The organism is Cystobacter fuscus, from assembly GCF_002305875.1.
GTDB lineage: Bacteria > Myxococcota > Myxococcia > Myxococcales > Myxococcaceae > Cystobacter > Cystobacter fuscus_A.
Genome location: NZ_CP022098.1, coordinates 8,255,290 through 8,278,062, shown reverse-complemented (window position 1 = coordinate 8,278,062; position 22,773 = coordinate 8,255,290). Strand labels below are relative to the sequence as shown.

General features: G+C 70.5%; 3 protein-coding genes. All 3 read left to right on the top strand.

The window, feature by feature from the left end:
• The first annotated feature begins 69 nt into the window (after nt 1-69).
• From CYFUS_RS33240 to CYFUS_RS33230, 3 genes are read left to right on the top strand one after another with little or no spacing between them, the layout of a single operon-like run.
• Nucleotides 70-20,172, top strand: a complete 20,103-nt coding sequence (locus tag CYFUS_RS33240) for a non-ribosomal peptide synthase/polyketide synthase (protein WP_095988882.1) — start codon at nt 70-72, stop codon at nt 20,170-20,172.
• Complete coding sequence (locus tag CYFUS_RS33235; RefSeq protein ID WP_095988881.1) at nt 20,165-21,754, top strand: MBL fold metallo-hydrolase; 1,590 nt, start codon at nt 20,165-20,167, stop codon at nt 21,752-21,754. Before CYFUS_RS33240 ends, CYFUS_RS33235 begins: the two co-directional genes overlap by 8 nt.
• Nucleotides 21,751-22,743 carry a TauD/TfdA family dioxygenase gene (locus tag CYFUS_RS33230; RefSeq protein ID WP_095988880.1) on the top strand — a complete coding sequence of 331 codons (993 nt, stop codon included), beginning with the start codon at nt 21,751-21,753 and terminating at the stop codon, nt 22,741-22,743. The genes CYFUS_RS33235 and CYFUS_RS33230 overlap by 4 nt, the downstream gene beginning before the upstream one ends.
• Nucleotides 22,744-22,773 lie beyond the last annotated feature (30 nt).

The following is a 22,773-nucleotide window of genomic DNA, read 5'->3' as shown; positions in this document are numbered from 1 at the left end:
TCCTCGTTCTTTCATCTTCCGCGACCACTGCGGTCTCGCACCGCCATACACGACTCTTGGGGGAACTCGATGAGCAACAAGAACCCGCCCTCTGATGCTTCCACCCTGGAACAGAAGAGGGCGCTCCTCCGGAAAGCGCTGAGCGCTCGCGCCGAGCAGGCGAGGACGGCGCCTCTGTCCTTCGGACAGCAGCGCCTGTGGTTCATGGACACCCTGGAGCCTGGCGGATCCGCCTACAACATTCCTGCCGCGCTGCGCCTCACGGGGCGGCTGGATGCCGATGCCCTGGAGCGCGGCCTGCGCGAGGTCATCCACCGGCATGAGTCGCTGCGCACCCGCATCGTCGAGGTGAACGGGCAGCCCAGCCAGCAGGTGTCGACCGCCTTCGCGTTCTCGCTCCCGGTGACGGACCTGGGCGGGATGGAGCCGCGAGCGCGGGAGGCCGAGGTTCGCCGACGCGCGGAGCTCGAGGCGAAGAAGCCCTTCAATCTGTCACAGCCGCCGATGCTGCGGGCGGAGCTGCTCCGGCTGGGGCCGGACGAGCACGTGCTGTTGATCACGATGCACCACATCGCCTCGGACGCCTGGTCCACGGACGTGCTCGTGCGCGAACTCGGCCAGCTCTACCAGGCGTTCACGGCCGGTCAGCCCGCTCCGCTGCCCCCGCTGCCCATCCAGTACGCCGACTTCGCCCGCTGGCAGCGCGAGCGGCTCTCCGGCGCGCGGCTCGAGGGCCTGGTTGCCCACTGGCGTGAGCAGCTTGGCGCCGAGCCGGTGCTCTTGCAGCTGCCCACCGACCGGCCACGCTCCGCGCGTCCGAGCGCCGCCGGTGCGTTCCATACGTTCCAGGTGCCCGCCCCACTCGCCGAATCGCTCCGGGCGCTGAGCCGGCAGCAGAACGTCACGCTGTACATGGTGCTGCTCGCCGCCTTCAAGGTCCTGCTCCACCGCTACACGGATGTGCCGCGGGTCCTCGTGGGCTCCCCCATCGCCGGCCGCAACCGGCTCGAGACGGAGCAGCTGATCGGCTTCTTCGTCAACATGCTCTCCCTGTCCACCGATCTCTCGGGCAACCCCACCTTCCGGGAGCTGCTCGAGCGGGTGCGCCGGGTGACGGTCGCGGCCTTCGAGCACCAGGAACTGCCGTTCGAGCAGCTGGTGGAGGCGGTGCAGCCCGACCGCCGCGATGGCGGCAACCCGCTGTTCGAGGTGGTGTTCCACATGGACGCCCCACCGCTCGCGGGGCGGCTGCTGGGCGAGGTCGAGGCCCGTCTGCTGGAGTTCGAGCGCGGCACCTCCAAGTTCGACGTGACGCTGTCGATGATGGAGGGGGGCCAGGAGCTGGTCGGCACCCTCGAGTACCGCACGTCCCTGTTCGACGAGGCGACGATCGCGCGAATGGCGGGCCACTACCTGCGGGTGCTGGAGGCTGTCGTGGCGCGGCCCGAGACCCGCATCGAGGCCATCCCGCTGCTGTCCGGGCCCGAGCGCCAGCAGCTCCTGTCCGGCTGGAATGACACCGCCACGGACGCCCCGCTCGACGTGTGCGTTCCGGCCCTGTTCGAGGCACAGGCCGCCCAGGTCCCCCAGGCGATCGCGGTCACCGACGGCACGCGGGCGCTCACCTATGAGGAGCTGAATCGTCAGGCCAACCGGCTGGCGCACTACCTCCGCTCGCTGGGCGTGGGCCCCGACGTCCCGGTGGGCCTGCATCTGGAGCGCTCGGTCGAGCAGCTCGTCGGCCTGCTCGCCGTCTTGAAGGCCGGTGGCGCCTATGTGCCGCTCGAGCCCTCATACCCGAAGGGCCGGCTCGCGCACGTCATCACCGAGGCGCGGATGCCGGTGGTGCTGTCGCGCCTCTCGCTGGCCGAGCGCCTGCCGGAAGTGGCGGTCCAGGCGCTCTACCTCGACGCGATGGAGGAGGAGCTCGGGTACGAGTCGGACGCCAACCCCGAGCCACTGGCCCAGCCTGGCAATCTGGCCTACATCCTCTACACCTCCGGCTCGACGGGCCGGCCCAAGGGCGTGATGATCGCCCACCAGGGGCTCGTCAACTACCTCCACTGGGGCCTGGGCTACTACGGCTCGGGAGGGCAGGGCGCTCCGGTCCAGTCGCCGCTGAGCTTCGACCTGACGGTCACCAGCCTGCTCACGCCGCTGCTGTCCGGCAAGCGCGTGGTGCTGTGTGATGAGCAGGCCAGTGGCACCGGGCTGGCCTCCTGGCTGCGCGCGGATTCGGACTTCAGCCTGCTCAAGCTGACGCCTGCCCACCTGACCCTGCTCGAGCATGAGCTCACGCCCGAGTCGGCCGCTGGCTCCGCCCGGGTGCTGGTGATTGGTGGTGAGGCGCTGTCGGCCGAGCAGCTCGAGTTCTGGCGGACCCACGCCCCAGCCACCCGGCTCATCAACGAATACGGCCCGACCGAGACGGTGGTGGGCTGCTGCATCCACGAGGTGCCCGCGGGGGGGACGTTGCAGGGGCAGGTCCCCATCGGTCGGCCCATCGCCAACACCCAGCTCTACGTGCTCAACCGCGCGATGGAGCCGGTGCCCGTGGGCGTGCCGGGCGAGCTGTACATCGGCGGCGTGGGCGTGGCTCGCGGCTATGCCGACCGTCCCGAGCTGACGGCGGAGCGGTTCGTGCCGGATCCGTTCTCCCGGACCCCCGGCGCGCGCCTGTACCGCACCGGCGACCTGGTGCGCTACCTGCGCGACGGCACCCTGGTGTTCCTGGGCCGCATCGATCATCAGGTGAAGATCCGCGGCTTCCGCATCGAGCTGGAGGAGATCGAGACGGTGCTGGCCGGCGCGCCGGGGGTGCGCGAGTGCGCGGTCATCACCGTGGAGAAGAAGCAGGGGGACCCGGCGCTGGTGGCGTTCGCGGCGCTGGACGGAGCGACCCAAGGCGCCGAGCGGCGGCTCATCGAGCACCTCAAGGGCCAGCTCCCGCCCTACATGGTGCCGTCCTTCCTGCAGCTCCTGGAGGAGCTCCCGCTGACCTCGAACGGCAAGGTCGATCGGCGGGCGCTGGCGTCGCGAGCGCTGGACGCCCGGCCGGTGGAGGAGGGCCTCGCGCCGCCGCAGACGCCGACGGAGGAACTCCTGGCCAGCATCTGGGCGCAGGTGCTGGGGCACGACCGGATCGGCCGCAACCAGAGCTTCTTCGAGATTGGCGGGCACTCCCTGCGCGCCATCCAGGTGCTCTCCCAGCTACGCAAGGTGTTCCAGGTCGAAATCCCGCTCCGGGTGCTGTTCGAGACGCCGACCCTCGCGGGCCTGGCCCGGCACATCGACGTGGCGCGGCGGGCCGCGGACGAGCTGCCCCTGCCGCCGGTGTCCCACGCGCCGCGCGACGGCCGACTGCCGCTCTCCTTCGCGCAGCAGCGGCTGTGGTTCCTCACCCAGCTCGAGCCCGACAGCGCGATGTACAACATCCCGGCGGCGCTCCACCTCCAGGGCCCGCTGAAGTCCGAGGTGCTCGAGCAGGCGTTCACCGAGGTCGTGCGGCGCCACGAGGCGCTGCGCACCACGTTCGAGCATGACGATGGGGAGCCGTTCCAGCGCATCCACCCCGAGATGCCGTTCGCGCTGCACCCGGTGGACCTGACGGAGCTTCCGCAGCCGCGGCGGTTCGACGAGGCGATCCGGCTGGGCTCGGCCGATGCCTCCCGTCCGTTCGACCTGCGCACCGGCCCGCTCCTGCGCGCCCTGCTGTACAGGCTGGACGCACAGGAGCACGTCCTGCTCGTCAACATGCACCACATCGTGTCCGACGGGTGGTCCATCGGCGTGCTCATCCAGGAGGTGTCCGCGCTGTACAACGGGCTCGTCAATGGCCAGACGCCCCGGCTCGAGCCCCTGACGTTCCAGTACGCCGACTACGCCGCGTGGCAGCGCTCCTGGATTCAGGGCAGCCTCCTGGACAGCCAGCTCGCCTACTGGCGGACGCGGCTGGACGGTGAGCTGCCGGTGCTGAACCTGCCGACCGATCGGCCCCGTCCCAGCGTGCAGACCTACCGGGGCGAGACGCTGTCGGTGACGGTCGAGCCGGCGCTCCTCGAGGAGTTGCGGCGGCTGGGCCAGCGCTCGGGCACGACCCTGTTCATGACGCTGCTGGCCGCCTTCAAGGTGCTCCTGCACCGCTACTCCGGCCAGGAGGACATCGTGCTCGGCGTGCCGGTGGCCGGCCGCGCCCAGGCGGAGTTCCAGGGGCTCATCGGCTTCTTCGTCAACACGCTGCCGATCCGCTCGGACCTGTCGGGCGCCCCCAGCTTCCAGGCCCTGCTGGAGCGCATCCGCGCCACCACGCTCGAGGCCTACGCCCACCAGGACGTCCCCTTCGAGAAGCTGGTCGAGGTGTTCCAGCCCGAGCGCAGCCTGAGCCACTCGCCGCTGTTCCAGGCCGTGTTCACCATGGACAACGCCTCGACGTCGGTGATCGAGCTCCAGGGCCTGACGTGGCGCCCGTTGCTGCTGGAGAACCACACGGCGAAGTTCGACCTGACGCTGGCGGTCGCCGAGGCGGCGGATTCGCTGACCTTCAACCTCGAGTTCAACTCCGACCTGTTCGACGCCTCGACGATGGAGCGCCTGCTGGCGCACTACCGCACCCTGCTCGCGGCGGTCACCGCGGATGCGGCGCAGCCGATCTCCACGCTCCCGATGCTGACGCGGGAGGAGCAGCACCAGCTGGTGACGGAGTGGAACCAGACCGCTCATCCGCTGCCCGCGCGCTGCGCGCACGAGCTCATCGCCGAGCAGGCCCGCGCGACGCCCGATGCCATCGCGGCCGTGTCCGGCGCCGAGCGCGTCACCTACGCCCAACTGGACGAGCGCTCCAGGCAGCTCGCCGCGGTGGTGCTGCGCGCCGGGGTGGCCGCCGATGACCTGGTGCTGCTGCTGGCCGACCGCGGCATCGATCTGCTCAGCGCGGTGGTGGGCATCTTCTACGCGGGCGGCGCCTACATTCCGCTCAACCCGAAACACCCCGTGAGCCGCCACCTCGAGTTCCTCCAGCAGAGCCGGAGCCGGATCATCGTGGTGTCCCGGGCCTATGCCCTGGTGGCCCAGGAACTCGCGCACGCCGCGGGGGCGGCGCAACCGCGCGTCATCGTCATCGAGGACGTGCTCGAGGCCGCGCCGGTGGCGCTGGTGCCGTCACGGCCCGCCCGCCTCTCCGACCTGGCCTACGTCTTCTTCACCTCGGGCTCCACCGGCACGCCCAAGGGCGCGATGATCGAGCACCTCGGCATGCTCAATCACCTGAGCGCCAAGAACCACGACCTGGGGCTGAAGGCGGGGGACGCGGTCGTCCAGAATGCCTCGCAGTGCTTCGACATCTCCGTGTGGCAGATGCTCTGCCCGCTGTTGGTCGGCGGCCGCACGGTCATCGTGGATGACGAGGTGGCCAGCGATGCGGGCGCGCTGCTGCGCGCGGTGGATTCCAACGGCGTCTCCATCTTCGAGACCGTGCCCTCGATGCTGCGCGCGATGCTCGAGGTGCTGGAGGCGCTCCCGCCAGCCGAGCGCCCCCGCTTCCAGTCCCTGCGTTGGCTCATCTCCAACGCCGAGGCCCTGCCGCCCGAGCTCTGCCAGCGCTGGTTCCAGCTCTATCCGCACATCCCGATGATCAACACCTACGGGGCGACGGAGTGCTCGGACGACACGAACCACTTCCACATCCTCCAGGCGCCGAAGACGGACATGCCGTACATGCCGCTCGGGCGCCGGCTCATCAACATCCGGCTGTACATCGTCGACGCGCAGCTCAACCCGGTGCCCATCGGCGTCCCGGGTGAGATCTGCCTCGCCGGCATCTCGGTGGGCCGCGGCTACCTGAACGATCCGGAGCGCACGGCGAAGGCCTACATCACCGATCCGTTCGTGCCGGAGCCGACCCGCCTGTATCGGACCGGCGACATCGGCCGCTACCACGCGGACGGGCAGATCGAGTTCCTGGGGCGCAGGGATCACCAGGTGAAGATCCGCGGCTACCGCATCGAGCTCGGAGAGATCGAGGCGGCGCTGCTCGATGCCCCGGGCGTGAACAATGGGGTGGTGGTGGTCCGCGGCGAGTCGGGCGGTACGCCCCGGCTGGTGGCCTACGTGGTGCCCGAGGCCGGCGCGTCGCCGCAGCCCGCCCAGCTCAAGGAGCACATCAAGGCGCGGCTGCCCGAGTACATGGTGCCCTCCGCCTTCGTCCTCATGGAGGCGCTGCCGCTCAACTCGAACGGCAAGGTGGATCGTCGCCGCCTCCCGGCACCGACGGTCGCCGACCAGGCCACTTCCGAGGAGTTCGTGGCGCCGCGCACCCAGGCCGAGGAGCTGCTCGCGGGCATCTTCGCCCAGGTGCTGCACACCGAGAGGGTCGGGGCCTTCGACAACTTCTTCGAGCTGGGTGGGCACTCGCTGCTGGCGACCCAGATCGTCTCCCGCGTGCGGCGGATGTTCCAGGTGGAACTGCCCATCCGCGCGCTCTTCGAGGCGCCCACGGTGGCCGCCCTGGCCGAGCGGGTGGAGATCGCCCGCCGCGCGGTGGCGCTGCCGGTGCCGCCGCCGCTGAAGCCCGCCGCCCGGGACCAGGTGCTGCCCCTGTCGTTCTCGCAGCAGCGGCTGTGGTTCCTGGATCAGCTCGAGCCCGGCAGTGCCTCCTACAACATGCCGGTGGCGGTCCGGATCTCCGGCCCGCTGGACGGCGCGCGGCTCGAGCAGAGCCTCGACGCGGTGGTCCAGCGCCATGAGGCGCTGCGCACCCACTTCCTCGTCCGGGACGGGCAGCCCTACCAGCACATCGAGCCCACGCTCCACGTGCCGCTCGAGCAGGTGGACCTGTCCGCGCTCGGTGGCGCGGAGCAGGAGGCGACGCTCCAGCAGGCGCTCCTCGATGCCGCGGCACGGCCCTTCGAGCTCACCCGTGCGCCGCTGCTGCACACGGTCCTGTACCGGCTGGCCGCGAACACCCATGTGCTGCTGCTGAACCTGCACCACATCATCACCGACGGCTGGTCCGAAGGCATCCTGGTGGAGGAGGTCGGGGCGTTCTACCGCGCGTTCACGAGCGGCACCGAGCCGGCGCTCCCGCCGCTGCCGATCCAGTACGCGGACTTCTCGCTCTGGCAGCGTGAGTACCTCCAGGGGCCCGTGCTCGAGGCCCAGCTCGGCTACTGGCGCAAGCAGCTCGAGGCCCTGCCCACCCTGGAACTGCCGACCGATCGGCCCCGCCCGGTGGTGAGGCGTCATCGGGGCGCCCAGCTTCCGGTCGAGCTGCCGGCGGCGCTCACCCGGGCGCTCGACGAGCTGAGCCGCCGCGAGGGCGTGACGCTGTTCATGACCCTGCTCGCGGGCTTCCAGACCCTGCTCTCGCGCTACTCCGGGCAGGAGGACATCGCGGTGGGCACGCCCATCGCCAATCGCAACCAGGCCGAACTCGAGGGGCTCATCGGCTTCTTCGTCAACACGCTGGTGCTGCGCACCCGGTTGTCCGGGGAGCCCACCGTGCGGACCCTGCTGGAGCGTGTGCGGGAGACGACCCTGGGCGCCTACGCCCACCAGGAGCTGCCGTTCGAGCAGCTCGTGGAGGAGCTGGCCCCGCGGCGCGACCTCGGCCGGCCGCCGCTGTTCCAGGTGATGTTCGTGCTCCAGAACGCGGCGTTGCGGCTGCCCGCGCTGCCAGGGCTCGAGTTCGCCTTCCAGGACCTGGACACGAGCACCGCGAAGTTCGACCTCCTGCTGTCGTTGGGGGAGGGGCCCGAGGGGCTCACCGGCTTCATCGAGTACGACACCGACCTGTTCGACGAGGGGACGATCCGGCGGATGGCCGGACACCTGCGCCTCCTGCTCGAGGCCGCGGTCGCGGACCCGGAGCAGCGCGTGTCCGCCCTGCCGATCCTGGACGAGGCGGAGCGGCACCGGCTGCTGGTGGAGTGGAACGCCACGTCCAGTGTCTATCCGCGTGAGGCGAGCCTCCCGTCCCTCTTCGAGGCGCAGGTGGCGCGCACGCCGGACGCGGTCGCCGTGGAGTTCGAGGGAGCGCGGCTGACGTACCGGGAGCTGGAGGCGCGCGCCAATCAGCTCGCGCACCACCTGGTGGCTCGGGGAGTCACTCCGGGCGCTCACGTGGGCCTGTTCGTGGAGCGCTCGCTGGAGATGGTGGTGGGGATCCTGGCCGTCCTCAAGGCGGGCGCGGTCTACGTGCCGCTGGATCCGGCCTACCCGCACGAGCGCTTGAGCTTCATGATGGAAGACACGCGCATGGCGCTGCTGCTCATCCAGGAGCGGCTGCGGGCGAAGCTGCCCGCGCATGGCGTGGAGGTCGTGTGCCTGGACACCGGCTGGGAGGAGTTCTCCACCCGTCCCCAGGTGTCGCCCGGCATCGACACCCCGGCCGAGGCGCTCGCGTACATCATGTACACCTCGGGTTCCACCGGGCGGCCCAAGGGCGTCTGTGTCCCCCACCGCGCCGTGGTGCGGCTGGTGGTGGGGTCATCGTACGCCCGGTGGGGGGCGCGGGAGGTCGTCCTCCAGGCCGCCTCGCCGTCCTTCGATGCCTCGACGTTCGAGCTCTGGGGCAGTCTGCTGCACGGGGCCCGGTTGGTGGTGGCGCCCGCGCAGGCCCTCTCGCTGGAGGAGCTGGCGCGGCTGTTGACGCGGCACGAGGTGACGACGCTGTGGCTGACGGCGGCCCTGTTCGAGCAGATGGTGGCGGAGCAGCCCGAGGTGTTGGGACGGGTGCGGCAGGTACTGGCCGGAGGCGATGTGTTGCCCCCGGCTCGGGTGCGTGAGCACCTGGCGCGCGGCGGCATGCTCATCAACGGGTACGGGCCCACCGAGGTGACTACCTTCACCTGCTGCCATGTGATGACGGATCCCGCCCAGGTGGGGCACTCCGTCCCCATTGGCCGCCCCATCGGCAACACCCGCGTGTACCTGCTCGACAAGTACCTGCGGCCCGTTCCCACGGGCGTCCCCGGAGAGCTCTTCGCCGGGGGAGACGGGCTCGCCTGGGGCTACCTCGAGCGGCCGGACCTGACGGCGGAGCGCTTCATTCCCGATCCGTTCAGCGGCCTGCCGGGTGCGCGGCTGTACCGCACCGGAGACCTGGCCCGGTACCTGCCGGACGGCACGATCCAGTTCCTGGGTCGGCGCGACACCCAGGTGAAGGTGCGCGGCTTCCGCGTGGAGCCGGGGGAGATCGAGTCCGCGCTGGTGCGCCACCCGGCCATCCGCGAGGTGGTGGTGGTGGCGGTGGGCGAGGCCCTGGACGACAAGCGGCTGGTGGCCTACGTCGTGCCCTGGAAGCCGGAGGAGATGCCGGAGGCCCGGGCCCTGCGGGAGTTCCTCCAGCAGTCGCTCCCCGCGTACATGGTGCCCTCCGCCTTCGTGCGGTTGGCGTCCCTCCCGCTGACGCCCAACGGCAAGGTGGACCGCAAGGCGCTGCCTTCCCTGGACGGCGTCGGCTCCGAGAACCTCCAGCGCACCGCGCCGCGCACGCCCACCGAGCGGATGCTGGCGGAGCTGTGGCGGCAGGTGCTCGACGTGCGCGAGGTGGGGCTCGAGGACAACTTCTTCGAGCTGGGTGGCCACTCCCTGATGGCCACGCAGGTGGTGTCGCACCTCCGCAAGAGCCTGGGGATCGAGCTGCCGCTGCGCGTGCTGTTCGAGGCGCCCCGCCTCGAGGAGCTGGCCACGCGCATCGAGCAGCGGGTGGGGACCGGCGCGGCGACGGAGCCGGCGCTGGTGGCCGTGGCGCGTACGGGGGACCTGCCGCTCTCCTACGCCCAGCAGCGCCTCTGGTTCCTCGAGCAGCTCGCCCCGGGCGGCGCGTCGTACCACATCCCCGCGCTGGTGCGGATGCGTGGCCAGCTGGACCGGCGCGCGCTGGAGCAGAGCCTCGAGGTGCTGGTCCAGCACCATGAGTCGTTCCGTACGAGCTTCGTGTCCGTCGACGGCCAGCCCGTGCAGCGGATCGCGGCCACCGTGCCGTTCCAGGTGCGGTGGGAGGACCTGCGCGCGCTGCCGTCCGACGTGCGCGAGTCGCGTGCGCGGGCCGCGGGCATTGCCTACGCGGAGCAGCCGTTTGACTTGAAGCAGGCCCCGCTGCTGCGCGCCGCGGTGCTGGAGCTCGCGGAGGACGACCACATCCTGCTGCTGTGCATGCACCACATCATCTCGGATGGCTGGTCCATCGGAGTGCTGGTGCGGGAGCTGACGGACGTCTACCGGGCGCTGGCCGAGGGCCACTCCCCGCGGCTGCCCGAGCTGCCCATCCAGTACGCGGACTTCGCCGTCTGGCAGCGCGAGTACCTGCGGGGCTCTTCACTCGCGGCCCAGCTCGACTACTGGCGCAACCAGCTGACCGGGGCGCCGCCGCTGCTCGAGCTGCCCACGGATCGCCCGCGGCCCGCCGTGCAGACCCAGCGCGGCGCTCAGCTCTCGCTGACGATCCCGGCGGACCTCTTGCGCTCCCTCCACACCGTGAGCCGCGAGGAGGAGGCGACCCTGTTCATGACCCTCCTCACGGCCTTCAACGTCCTGCTCGCCCGCTACTCGCGGCAGCAGGACATCGTGGTGGGCACGCCGATCGCCAACCGCAACCGGGCCGAGCTCGAGGGGCTCATCGGCTTCTTCGTCAACACGTTGGCGCTGCGCACGGACCTCTCCGGCAATCCCACCTTCCGCCAGCTGCTGGCGCGGGTGCGCGAGACGGCGCTCTCGGCGTACGCCCACCAGGACCTGCCCTTCGAGCGGCTGGTCGAGGTGCTCCAGCCGCAGCGCGATCTCGGCTGGAGCCCCATCTTCCAGGTGCTGTTCGCGCTCCAGAACGCGCCGTTCGAGCCCATCGCGATGCCGGGGCTGACGTGCGGCTACATGGAGCCCGAGGGCAACACCGCGAAGTTCGACCTGACCCTGACGGCGGTGGAAGCGTCCGAGGGGTTGACGCTCGTCGCCGAGTACAACCTCGATCTGTTCGACGCGGCGACCATCCAGCGCATGCTCGAGCACTACCAGCGGCTGCTCGAGTCGCTGGTCCGTGCGCCCGAGCAGCGCATCCATGAGGTGGAGCTGCTGTCGGCCGGGGAGCGCCAGCAACTGCGCGCCTGGAACGAGACCCAGCAACCCCTCGTGGCGGAGCTGCTCCTGCACGAGCTGTTCGAGCACCAGGCGGCGCGCACGCCCCAGGCGCTCGCGGTCTCCCAGGGAGACGTGCGCCTGACGTACCAGGAGCTGGATGCGCGGGCCGAGTCGCTCGCCGCCTGGCTCCAGGCGCAGGGGGTGGGCCGTGAGACGCCGGTGGGCGTGCTGCTCGAGCGGTCGCCGGAATACCTCATCACGCTCCTGGCCATCCTCAAGGCCGGAGGCGCCTACCTCACGATGGACCCGGCCAACCCGCGCGAGCGCATCGCCTACATGCTGCGGGATGCGGGCGCGCCACTCGTGTTGACGCGTGACGGATGGGGCGAGGGGACACCGCCGGAAGGCGTGCGCGTCGTGTCGTGGCGCGAGGGCGCCTCCCGGTGGGGCTCGGGCGGCGGCCTCCGTGCGAAACCGGTGCGGCGCACCCTGGAGGAGCTCGCCTACGTCATCTACACCTCGGGCTCGACCGGACAGCCCAAGGGCGTCCTCGTTCCGCACCGCGGCGCCGTCAACCTGGCGGGCTGGTACCGCGCCACCGTCGAGCTGGCACCGGGGGACCGGACGACGCTGACCTTCGGGACGGGCTTCGATGGAACCATCCTCGACGTCTGGCCCTCCCTGGTCTCGGGTGCCACGATCTGCATCCCGGATGACGAAGCCCGCCTGGCGCCGGCCCGCCTGGTCGAGTGGCTCCGCGAGCAGCGGATCTCCGTCAGCATGTTGCCGACGCCCATGGCGGCGGCGGTGGCGAACGAGCCGGGCGCGACCTCGCTCGGGCTCCGCTACCTGCTGGCGGGCGGAGACGCGCTCCCGGACGTGAGCGCATCCCCGCTGGCGCAGCGCCTCTTCAACCTGTACGGGCCGACGGAAATCACGGTCTGCGCGACCGCCATGCCGCTCGCCCGGCTGCGGCCCGGCGTCTCTCCGCCGCCGATCGGCAGCCCCATCTGGAACACGGCGGTGTACCTGCTCGATGAGCGGCTCCAGCCGGTCCCGGTCGGTGTGCCGGGCGAGATGTACATCGGTGGGACGGGGGTGGCTCGCGGCTACCTGTCGCGTCCCGGGCTCACGGCGGAGCGCTTCCTGCCCGACCCGTTCAGCACCACGCCGGGCGCGCGGATGTACCGCACGGGCGACATCGCGCGTTACCTGCCGGATGGCCGGCTGATGTTCATGGGCCGCGCGGACCACCAGGTGAAGCTGCGGGGCTTCCGCATCGAGCTTCAGGAGATCGAGGCCGCGCTCCGTGACCAGCCCCAGGTGCGGGAGGCCGTGGTGCTCCTGAACGAGCGCGGCGGAAAGCACCTCGCCGCCTACGTCGTCACCGACGCGCCGGAGCACTTCCCGGAGGACGCGGTGCGCGCGGCGCTCCAGCGCCGGCTGCCCGCCTACATGGTTCCCTCGGTCTTCGTGCCGATGGACAAGCTCCCGCTGACGCTCTCCGGGAAGATCGATCGGAAGGCGCTGCTCGAGCTGAAGCCGACCACCCCCGCCGCCGACGCCTCGCCGCTGACGGCCATCGAGCAGCAGCTGGCGGACATCTGGCGCGAGGTCCTGGGCGTCCAGGAGGTTGGGGCCCGCGACAGCTTCTTCATGCTGGGCGGTCACTCGCTGCTGGCCACCCGGGTCGTCTCGCAGGTGCGGAGCACGTTCCAGATCGAGCTGCCGATCCGCAGCCTGTTCGAGCATCCGACGCTCCGGGAGTCCGCCGCGGTCGTGGAGGCCGCGCTCGCCACGAGGAACGCCCCCAAGGCGCCGCCCCTCACCCGGGCGGCGACAGGCGTGACGTCGCCCCTGTCGTACGCGCAGCAGCGCATGTGGTTCGTGGACCAGCTCCAGCCCGGCAACCCGGCCTACAACGTCCCCGGGGCGCTGCGGCTCTCGGGCCCGCTGGACACGGAGCGGCTGCTCTCGTGCCTGCGTGACATCGAGCAGCGGCACGAGTTGCTGCGGACGACCTTCCAGACGGTCGGACACGGGGCGGTGCAGGTCGTGCACCCGGACTGCCGGCTGTCGCTGCCCGTGGAGGATCTCCGCTCGGTGCCTCGCGAGCAGCGCGAGGTGGAGGTGCAACAGCGGGCCCGCGAGGAGTTGCGCCATGCCTTCGACCTGGCCGCCGGCCCGCTGGTGCGGACGCGGCTTCTCCGGCTCGAGGACACGGAGCACGTGCTGCTCATCAACATGCACCACATCGTCTCCGACGGGTGGTCGATGGGCATCCTGATCCGCGAGCTGTCGACGCTCTACGCGGCGGCCGTCTCCGGCACGGCGGCCTCGCTGCCGGAGCTGCCGCTCCAGTACCGGGACTACGCCCTCTGGCAGCAGTCGTGGCTGAAGGGCGAGGTGCTCGAGTCGCAGCTGGCCTGGTGGCGCGAGGCGCTCGGCGAGGCGCCTCCGGTGCTCGAGCTGCCGACGGACCGTCCGCGGCCGACGGCGATGGACAGCTCCGGTCGTACCCAGACGCTGACCCTGTCCCCCGAGCTCTCCGAGCGCCTGCGCGCGCTGAGCCGTCAGGAAGGGGCCACGCTGTTCATGACCCTGCTCAGTGCCTTCCACGTCCTGCTGCACCGCTACACGGGCCAGGAGGACATGGTGGTGGGGACGTCCATCGCCGGACGCACCCATGCCGAGCTGGAATCGCTCATCGGGCCCTTCCTCAACCTGCTGCCCATCCGCACCCGGTTCCGGAGCGATGAGAGCTTCCAGCAGCTCCTGCAGCGGGTCCGGCGGAACACGCTGGGCGCCTACGCGCACCAGGAGGTCCCCTTCGAGAAGCTGGTCGAGGCGCTGGTCAAGGAGCGCGATACCAGCCGCGCCCCGCTGGCGCAGGTGATGTTCGTCCTGCTGAACGTCCCGATGCCCGAGCTCGAGCTGGCCGGCCTGAAGCTCGAGCCGCTGATGCTCCCGGGGGAGACCTCCAAGGTCGACATGACGTTCGTCTTCGACGAGACCCGCGAGGGGTTGGTCGGCTCGCTCGAGTACAGCACCGCCCTGTTCAACGACGACACCATCTCCCGCCTGCTGGAGCACTACCGGACCCTGCTCGAGTCGATCGTCTCGGCCCCCGGCGAGCGGCTCCAGGCGCTGCCGATGCTGACCGCCGCGGAGCGGGAGCTGATCCTGCGCGGCTGGAACCACGTGCCTCGGCTCGAGCCCACCGCGTCGCTGAGCGACGGGGCGCGGATCTCGATCGACACCCCGGTGGCGCGGCTGTTCGAGGCGCAGGCGGCACGCACGCCCGAGGCCCTCGCCATCGAGAACGGGGACGTCTCGCTGACCTACCGGCAGCTCAACGAGGCGGCCAACCGTCTCGCGCACATGCTCCGGCAGGACTACCAGCTCCAGCCGGGCGAGCCGGTGGGCATGATGCTCGACCGCTCCGAGCGGGCCATCATCGCGATGCTGGCCATCCTGAAGGCTGGCGGCGCCTATGTGCCGCTCGACCCCGGCTACTCGAGCGACCGCATCCAGTACATGCTCGACGACGTCCGTCCGCGGACGCTGCTCATCGAGTCGCAGTACATGTACGAGTTGCCGGACTTCGAGGGCAACCTGTTCGCCCTGGACCTGCAACTCGACACGCTCGCCACGCCGGAAACCAATCCGGAGCCGGTGAATGGCCCGGATGACCTGGCGTACATCCTGTACACCTCGGGCTCGACCGGCCGGCCCAAGGGGGTGTCCATCCCCCACAAGGCGATCGCCCGGCTGGTCTCGGATACGAACTACGTGCCGGTGCGCTCCGACGATCGCTTCGCGCAGCTCGCGACGATCACCTTCGACGCCGCGACGTTCGAGATCTGGGGCGCGCTGGTGCATGGCGCGCGGGTGTCCATCCTCTCCAAGGAGGTGCTGCTGTCGCCGGAGGTGTTCGCGGCGGAGATCGCGCGGCGCGGGCTCACCGTGATGTTCATCACCTCGGCCCTGTTCAACCAGGTGGTGCAGCGGGTGCCGGGCGTGTTCCGGTCGCTCCGGACGGTGCTGGTCGGCGGCGACGTCGTCGACCCGCGCTGGGTGCGCGAGGTGTTCCGGGCCGGGCCGCCCGAGCGGCTGCTGAACGTCTACGGCCCGACGGAGTGCACCACCTTCGCGCTCTGGTATCCCATCCGTCCGGACTTCACCGGCAACGTCCTCCCGATCGGCCGACCGATCGCGCACACGTCCGTCTACGTGTTGGATGCGGCCCTCCACCCGGTGCCGGCCGGCATTCCGGGCGAGCTGTACCTGGGCGGGCCGGGGCTGGCCCACGGCTACTGGAACGCGCCGGAGCTGAGCGCCCAGAAGTTCGTCCCGAATCCATTCCCGGAGGGTCTGAGCGAGCGGCTGTACCGCACGGGCGACCTGGTGCGCTTCCTGCCGGAGGGGGACATCGAGTTCCTCGGCCGGTTCGACAACCAGATCAAGATCCGCGGCTTCCGGGTCGAGCTGGGGGAGATCGAGACGGCGCTCCGGGCGCATCCGTCGCTGGCCGAGGCGGCGGTCCTGCTGCGCACCAGCGCCGAGGGCCTCAAGCAGCTCATCGCCTACGTGCTGCCCCGCCCGGGCGAGACGCCCACCGTCGTGCAGCTGCGGGACTTCCTGCAGCAGTCGCTGCCCGACTACATGTTGCCCGCGGCCTTCGTCCTGCTCGACCGCATGCCGATGACCGCCACGGGCAAGGTCGACCGCAAGGCGCTGCCGGAGCCGGACTCGGCGCGGCTCGAGCTGGGCGGGTCCTATGAGGCGCCTCGCGACGACGTCGAGCGCATCATCACCGAGGTGTGGGGCGAGGTGCTGGGCCTCGAGCGGGTCGGCATCCGCGACAACTACTTCGCGTTGGGTGGCGACTCGATCCTGAGCATCCGGGTGCTCGCGCTCCTCAAGGAGCGGGGGCTGAACGTCTCGCTGATGCAGCTGTTCACGCAGAAGACCGTGGCCGAGCTGGCGGCGGGCCTGAAGCTCGAGCCGACGTCCGCCGTGGAGCAGGGGAGTGGCCCGCCCGCGCGGAGCGCGCCGTTCAGCTTGATTGACGAGGAGGACCGGCGCCGCCTGCCGTCCGACGTGGTCGACGCCTATCCGCTCTCCATGCTGCAGGCGGGCATGTTCTTCCACAGCGGCTTCGATGGCTCGGCGGCCTACCACGACATCTTCAGCTACCGGGTGCACTGCCCCTATGCGTACGGCAAGCTCGTCGAGGCCCTGCGCGAGGTGGTGGCCGCCCATGCGGTGCTCCGGACCTCGTTCCACCTGACGGGCTTCCGGCAGTTGCTGCAGTGTGTCCACGAGCAGGTCGAGCTGCCGGTCTCGGAAGGGGACCTGACGGGGCTGGCGGCGGACCAGCAGGACGCGGCGATCCGCGCCTGGCTCGAGTCCGAGAAGCAGCGTGGCTTCGACTGGAGCGAGGCGCCGCTGCTGCGCGCGCGGGTGTTCCGCCTCGGGGTGGAGGACTTCGAGATCTGCCTGAGCTTCCACCACGCGCTGCTCGATGGCTGGAGCTTCACCCGGATGCTCTCGGAGCTCCTGACGCGCTACCACGCGAAGGTGTCGGGCAGCGTGCCGGTGCTGCCGGCGCCGTCTCCGGTGACCTACCGGGACTACATCCGGCTCGAGAGGGAGGCGCTCGGCTCACCGGAGTGCCATGCCTTCTGGAAGCGATACCTGGACGGGTTCACCTTCGTCCACGTGCCACGGCCGCCGGTTGCGCCCGCGTCCGGCTCGAGGCAGTCGCTCTGGCGGCTCCTGCCGCTGGGAGAGACGCTCTCCACCGGCCTCACCCGGCTGGCGGGCACCTGGGGCCTGCCCCTCAAGAGCCTGCTGCTCGCCGCGCATGGGCGGGTGCTGGGCCTGCTGTCCGGCCAGCGCGACGTGGTCTCCGGCATCATCACCAACGGCCGTCTCGAGGAGGCCCAGGGCGAGGAGGTGCTGGGCCTGCACCTCAACACCGTCCCGTGGCGCCTGCGGCTGGGCGGCGGGAGCTGGAAGGCGCTGGCCGAGGCCGCGTTCGAAGCGGAGCAGCAGCTCATGTCCCACCGGCGCTTCCCGCTGGCGCAGATCCAGCGCGAGCTCGGCGGACAGCCGCTGTTCGAGACCGCGTTCAACTTCCTGCACTTCCACCAGCTCTCGGAGGACCTGCGTGACTTCGAGGGACTCGAGGTCGTGGAGGGCCTGAGCTTCACCGAGACCAACTTCACCCTGGCCGCCACGTTCAACGTGAACCCGCGGACCCAAGGGCTGGAGCTGTCGCTGGAGGGGGCGAGCACCGAGCTGACCCAGGCGCAGCTTGAGCGCTTCGCGCGGTACTACGTGCGCTGCCTCGAGGAGATGGTCTCCCAGCCGGAGGCCCCGCACGCCCGCGCCGTGCTGCTGCCGGAGGAGGAGCGCCAGGAGCTGCTGGTGGGGTGGAACCGCACCGAGGTTGCCCTGCCCACGACGGTGTGGGTCCACGCGGAGATCGAGGCGCAGGTGGAGCGCTCGCCCGACGCGATCGCGGTGACGTTCGAGGGCGCGCACCTGACCTACCGTGAGCTCAACCAGCGGGCCAACCAGCTGGCGCACCACCTGCGCGCGCGGGGGGTGGGGCCGGAGTCCCGGGTCGGGTTGTGCATGGAGCGCTCCCTCGAGCTGGTGGTCGCCATCCTCGGCGTGCTCAAGGCGGGCGGCGCCTACGTCCCGCTCGACCCCCAGTACCCCGAGGAGCGCCTGCGGTACATGTTCGCCGACTCGGGCGTCTCGCTGCTCCTGACGCAGGAGCGGCTGCGCTCGCGCCTGCCTCCCCTGGACGCGGAGATCCTCGGCCTGGACTCGGACTGGCCGCGCATCGCTCGCGAGAGCGGCGAGAATCCGGGTGTGCCGCTGGTGGGCGAGCACCTGGCGTACATGATCTACACGTCGGGCTCGACGGGCATGCCCAAGGGCGCGATGAACACCCACGCCGGGTTGTACAACCGGGTGCGCTGGATGCAGGACGCCTACCGGCTCAAGCCGGACGACTGCGTGCTGCAGAAGACGCCCTTCAGCTTCGACGTGTCGGTGTGGGAGTTCATCTGGCCGTTGATGACCGGCGCCCGGCTGCTCGTCGCGCGTCCCGGTGGGCACCAGGATCCGGCGTACCTGGTCGAGCTCATCCAGCGCGAGCGGGTGACCACGCTCCACTTCGTGCCGTCGATGCTGCACTTCTTCCTGGAGGAGCCCGGCAGCGAGCGCTGCGGCAGCCTCCGGCGGATCCTGTGCAGCGGTGAGGCCCTGCCGCTCGAGATGCAGCAGCGGTGCGCCACCCGTCTGTCCTGCGAGCTGCACAACCTGTACGGACCGACGGAGGCGGCGATCGACGTCACCGCCTGGCACTGCGAGCCGGGGCACGGGCTGTCGACCATCCCCATCGGCAAGCCGATCGACAACATCCGGATCCACCTCCTGGATCCGATGTTGAACCCGGTGCCGGTGGGCGTGCCGGGCGAGCTGTACATCGGCGGCATCGGCCTGGCGCGGGGCTACCTCCATCGGCCGGAGTTGACCGCGACGGCGTTCGTTCCGGATCCGTTCGCGACGCGGCCCGGTGAGCGGCTGTACCGCACCGGAGACCTGGCCCGGTACATGCCCAACGGGGACATCGAGTACCTCGGGCGCATCGACCACCAGGTGAAGCTGCGCGGCTTCCGCATCGAGCTGGGTGAGATCGAAACGGCGCTGGTGGCCTACCCCGGCGTCCGCGAGGCGGTGGTGCTCGCCCGGGAGGACGTGCCCGGCGACAAGCGGCTGGTGGCCTATCTCGTCTGCGATCCCTCGCTGCCCGAGGCGCTCGAGCCGCTGCGCGCCGCCCTGCGGGCGCGGCTGCCCGAGTACATGGTGCCGTCGGCCTTCATCCGGCTCGAGGCGATGCCGGTCACGCCGAACGGGAAGCTGGACCGTCGCGCGCTGCCGGCGCCGGAGCGGAGGGACAGCCCCCGCGCGGCCCCCGTCGCTCCGCGCACGGAGTGGGAGGCGCGGCTGCTCGAGCTCTGGACCCGGCTGCTCAAGATGCCGGGGCTGGGGGTGGAGGACAGCTTCTTCGAGGTGGGCGGCAACTCCCTGCTGGCCCTGCAGCTCATCGCCACCCTGCGCGAGGAGCAGGACTTCCACCTCCCGGTGGGGGCGATCCTCGAGGCGCCGACCATCGCGGCGCTGGCCCGCCGCATCGAGCAGGGGGCCGAGGCGAACCGTCCGACCCCGCTCGTCCGACTCCAGGCCGAGGGCCAGCGTCCGCCGCTGTTCCTGGTGCACCCGGTGGGCGGAGGCGTGTCCGCCTACAACGTGCTGAGCCGGCTGCTCGGCTCCGGCCAGCCCGTCTACGCCTTCCAGGCGCCGGAGCTGGAGACCGGGGAGGCTCCGCGGCTCGAGCTCTCCGAGCTGGCGGCCCACTACCGCGAGGCGCTCGAGCAGGTGTGGCCCGAGGGTCCCGTGCTCCTGGGCGGCTGGTCCTTCGGTGGCATCGTCGCGTACGAGATGGCGCGCCAGCTGGAGGCGAAGGGCCGGACGGTCGCGATGGTGGCGTTGCTGGACAGCAACGTGCTCTCGAACCTCACCGCGGAGGCGCTGGACGAGGCGGAGCTGTTCCGCCACTTCGTCGTGGATCTGCTCGGCCCTGGCATCGAGCGGCTCGCGGCGGAGGCGCCCCATCTGGATGCCCTGGCGGGCGAGGAGCGGCTGGCCTACCTGCGGGAGCGGGCCGTCGCGCTGGGCCTGCTGTCGCCCGCGCTGTCCCTGAAGCGCCTGGAGCAGATCTACCGGGTCTTCACGAGCAACCTGCGGGCCGGCATGCGCTACGAGCCGCGGGGCTACTCGCGCGAGCTGGTGCTGTTGCAGGCGATGGACGCGCCCGCCGCACAGAAGGCGCGGCAACTCGAGGGGTGGCGGCAGGCCAGCCAGGGGGCGCTGCGCGTGGTAGAGGTGCCGGGCGAGCACTACACGGTGCTCGAGCAGCCACAGGTCATACAGGTCGCGCGTGAGCTGGGCGCCGCCATCGAGCGGTCACTGGCCACCGTGACGAAGCAGCAGGCGCTATCCGGAGGCCAGGATGAGTGACAGTCAGGTGTACGTGAAGCCGAACCTGGTGATCGAACCACTGTTCAACCAGTGGTACGCCTGGTCGTATCTGATACCGCCCGCGACCGCGGCCATGCTCACCGCGAATCAGCACGTGAAGATCATGAAGTCCTACGTGCAGAACCCGCGGCTGCACATGGCGGCGGTCAAACAGCCGGGGATGCTCGGGGGACCGGTCATCGACTACGAGACCGACCGCAGCGCGGACGTGCGAGAGCTGCTCAAGCGCACCCAGGCCTCGCTCGGGGACCTCATCCAGTTGGCCGAGGCGATCGCGGAGGCCACGGCTCTCGTCGAGCGCGAGGCCGTGGGCTACTCGATGGATGCGCTGTACGCGAAGCTGCCGGACTGCCTCCGGGGCTTCGTCGAGCTCACCTACGACGGCTCGAACCGCCCCGGACTGCGCCTGCTCGAGGGGTTGCTCTACCGCAGCCGGTACTACCGGCGGGATCTGCAGAGCCTCATGCTGTACCCCATCGAGCAGGATCACCGGCCCTTCATCCTGAGCACGCCGCGGCTCGAGCAGCCGGATCGGCTCCACCTCCCGTTGTCCTTCGACCACCCGGGAATCGACACGCTCTTCCGGATGCAGCGCACTCCGGGGACCGCCGCCGGACTCTATGAGGCGCTCGGCGTCACGCCGGAGCAGCGGCCGCTGGTGGATGGACTGCTCACCCCGACGCCGCCGCGGCGCACGCCCCGCTACGACGGAGACCAGCCGCGGGTCCGGTATTTCGGCCACGCCTGTCTGCTGTTCGAGAGCCGCGAGACCTCCATCCTGCTGGATCCGTTCATCAGCTACGAGTACCCGAGCGACGTCCGGCGCTTCTCGTTCCAGGACCTGCCCGACACGATCGACTACGTCGTGCTGACCCACAACCACCAGGATCACGTGTTGTTCGAGGCCCTGCTGCAACTGCGCCACCGGGTGAACACCCTGGTTGTCCCGCGCGGCGGCGGCGACGCGCTCCTGGATCCCTCCATGAAGCTCATGTTCAAGCAGCTCGGCTTCAAGAATGTCGTCGAGCTGGAGGAGATGGATGCGCTGGAGATTCCGGGTGGATCGATCACCGGCATCCCGTTCATGGGCGAGCACGGTGACCTCGACATCCGGAGCAAGATTGGCCACCTGATCAACCTCCAGGGCCGACGCGCGCTGTGCGTCACCGACAGCGCCAACCTGGACGGCCGGATGTATCGGCATGTCCACGAGGCCATCGGCGACGTGGACACGCTGTTCCTCGGGATGGAGTGCGAGGGGGCGCCGCAGTCCTGGCTGTACGGCCCCCTGCTCACGCGCAAGCTGGAACGGAACATGGACCAGAGCCGCCGACTCAACGGCTCCGACTGCCAGCGAGGCATGGAGCTCGTCCACCAGTTCTCCGCGCGCAACGTCTTCATCTACGCCATGGGACAGGAGCCCTGGTTGAACTACGTCGCCAGCATCCACTACACGGCCCAGTCGAAGCCGATCGTCGAGTCCGATCGGCTGCTGGCTCAGTGCCGTGAGGAGCGCATCGCGGCGGAGCGCCTGTTCGGCCACAAGGAGTTCCCGCTATGAGTCAGAGTGAGGTCGTCCACTTCGAGGTGGTTGATTCCGAGCGCAACGCGCCGCTGCTCGCGCGCTGTACGGCGCGGGGAACGCGGCTCGCGCCATGGGTGGAGGCGAACCGTGAGCTGCTCGACGGGCACCTGCGCACCCATGGGGCCATCCTGTTCCGCGGCTTCGAGGTGCGGGCCCAGCGCGACTTCGAGGAGTTCAGTGAGCAGCTCTCTCCCGCCCGCTTGAGCTACGTGTACCGCTCCACGCCGCGCTCGTCGGTCGGCGCGAACGTCTACACGGCCACCGAGTACCCTCCGCCGGAGGTCATCCCGCTGCACTGCGAGAACGCGTACCAGCGGGACTGGCCGATGAAGCTGATGTTCTACTGCGCCCAGCCCGCCGTGAAGGGTGGGGCGACGACGCTCGCGTCCATCCGCCGGGTCACGCAGCGCCTCGGGCCGGAGCTGCTTCAGCGGTTCGCGGAGCGGAAGGTGATGTACGTCCGCAACTACGGCAGTGGTGTCGATCTCCCCTGGGAGGTCGTGTTCCAGACGAAGGAGCGCTCGGAGGTGGAGCGGTTCTGCCAGGAGCAGGGCATCGACTTCGAGTGGAAGCAGGACGGCGGACTGAGGACCCGTCAGGTGTGCCAGGGCGTGGCGGAGCATCCCCAGACGGGGGAGACGCTCTGGTTCAACCAGGCGCACCTGTTCCACGTCTCGAGCGTCGGGGCCGCGGCGCGGCAGTCGCTCCAGGAGCTCTTCGGGGAGGAGGGGCTGCCGCGCAATGCGCGCTTCGGCGATGGCTCGCCCATTCCGGAAGAGGTGCTCGAACAGGTGCGCGAGGCCTTCCGCGTGGAGTGCATCGAGTACCCCTGGCAGCGGGGCGACGTGCTCCTGGTGGACAACATGCTCGCGGCCCATGGCCGCTCCCCGTACAGCGGGCCCCGCCGGGTGCTGGTCGCGATGTCCGAGCCGTACTCCGCGGCCCGGCGGCAGGCCAGGGCCTGAGGCGGCGCTCCAGGCCCTGGCGGGGGGAGG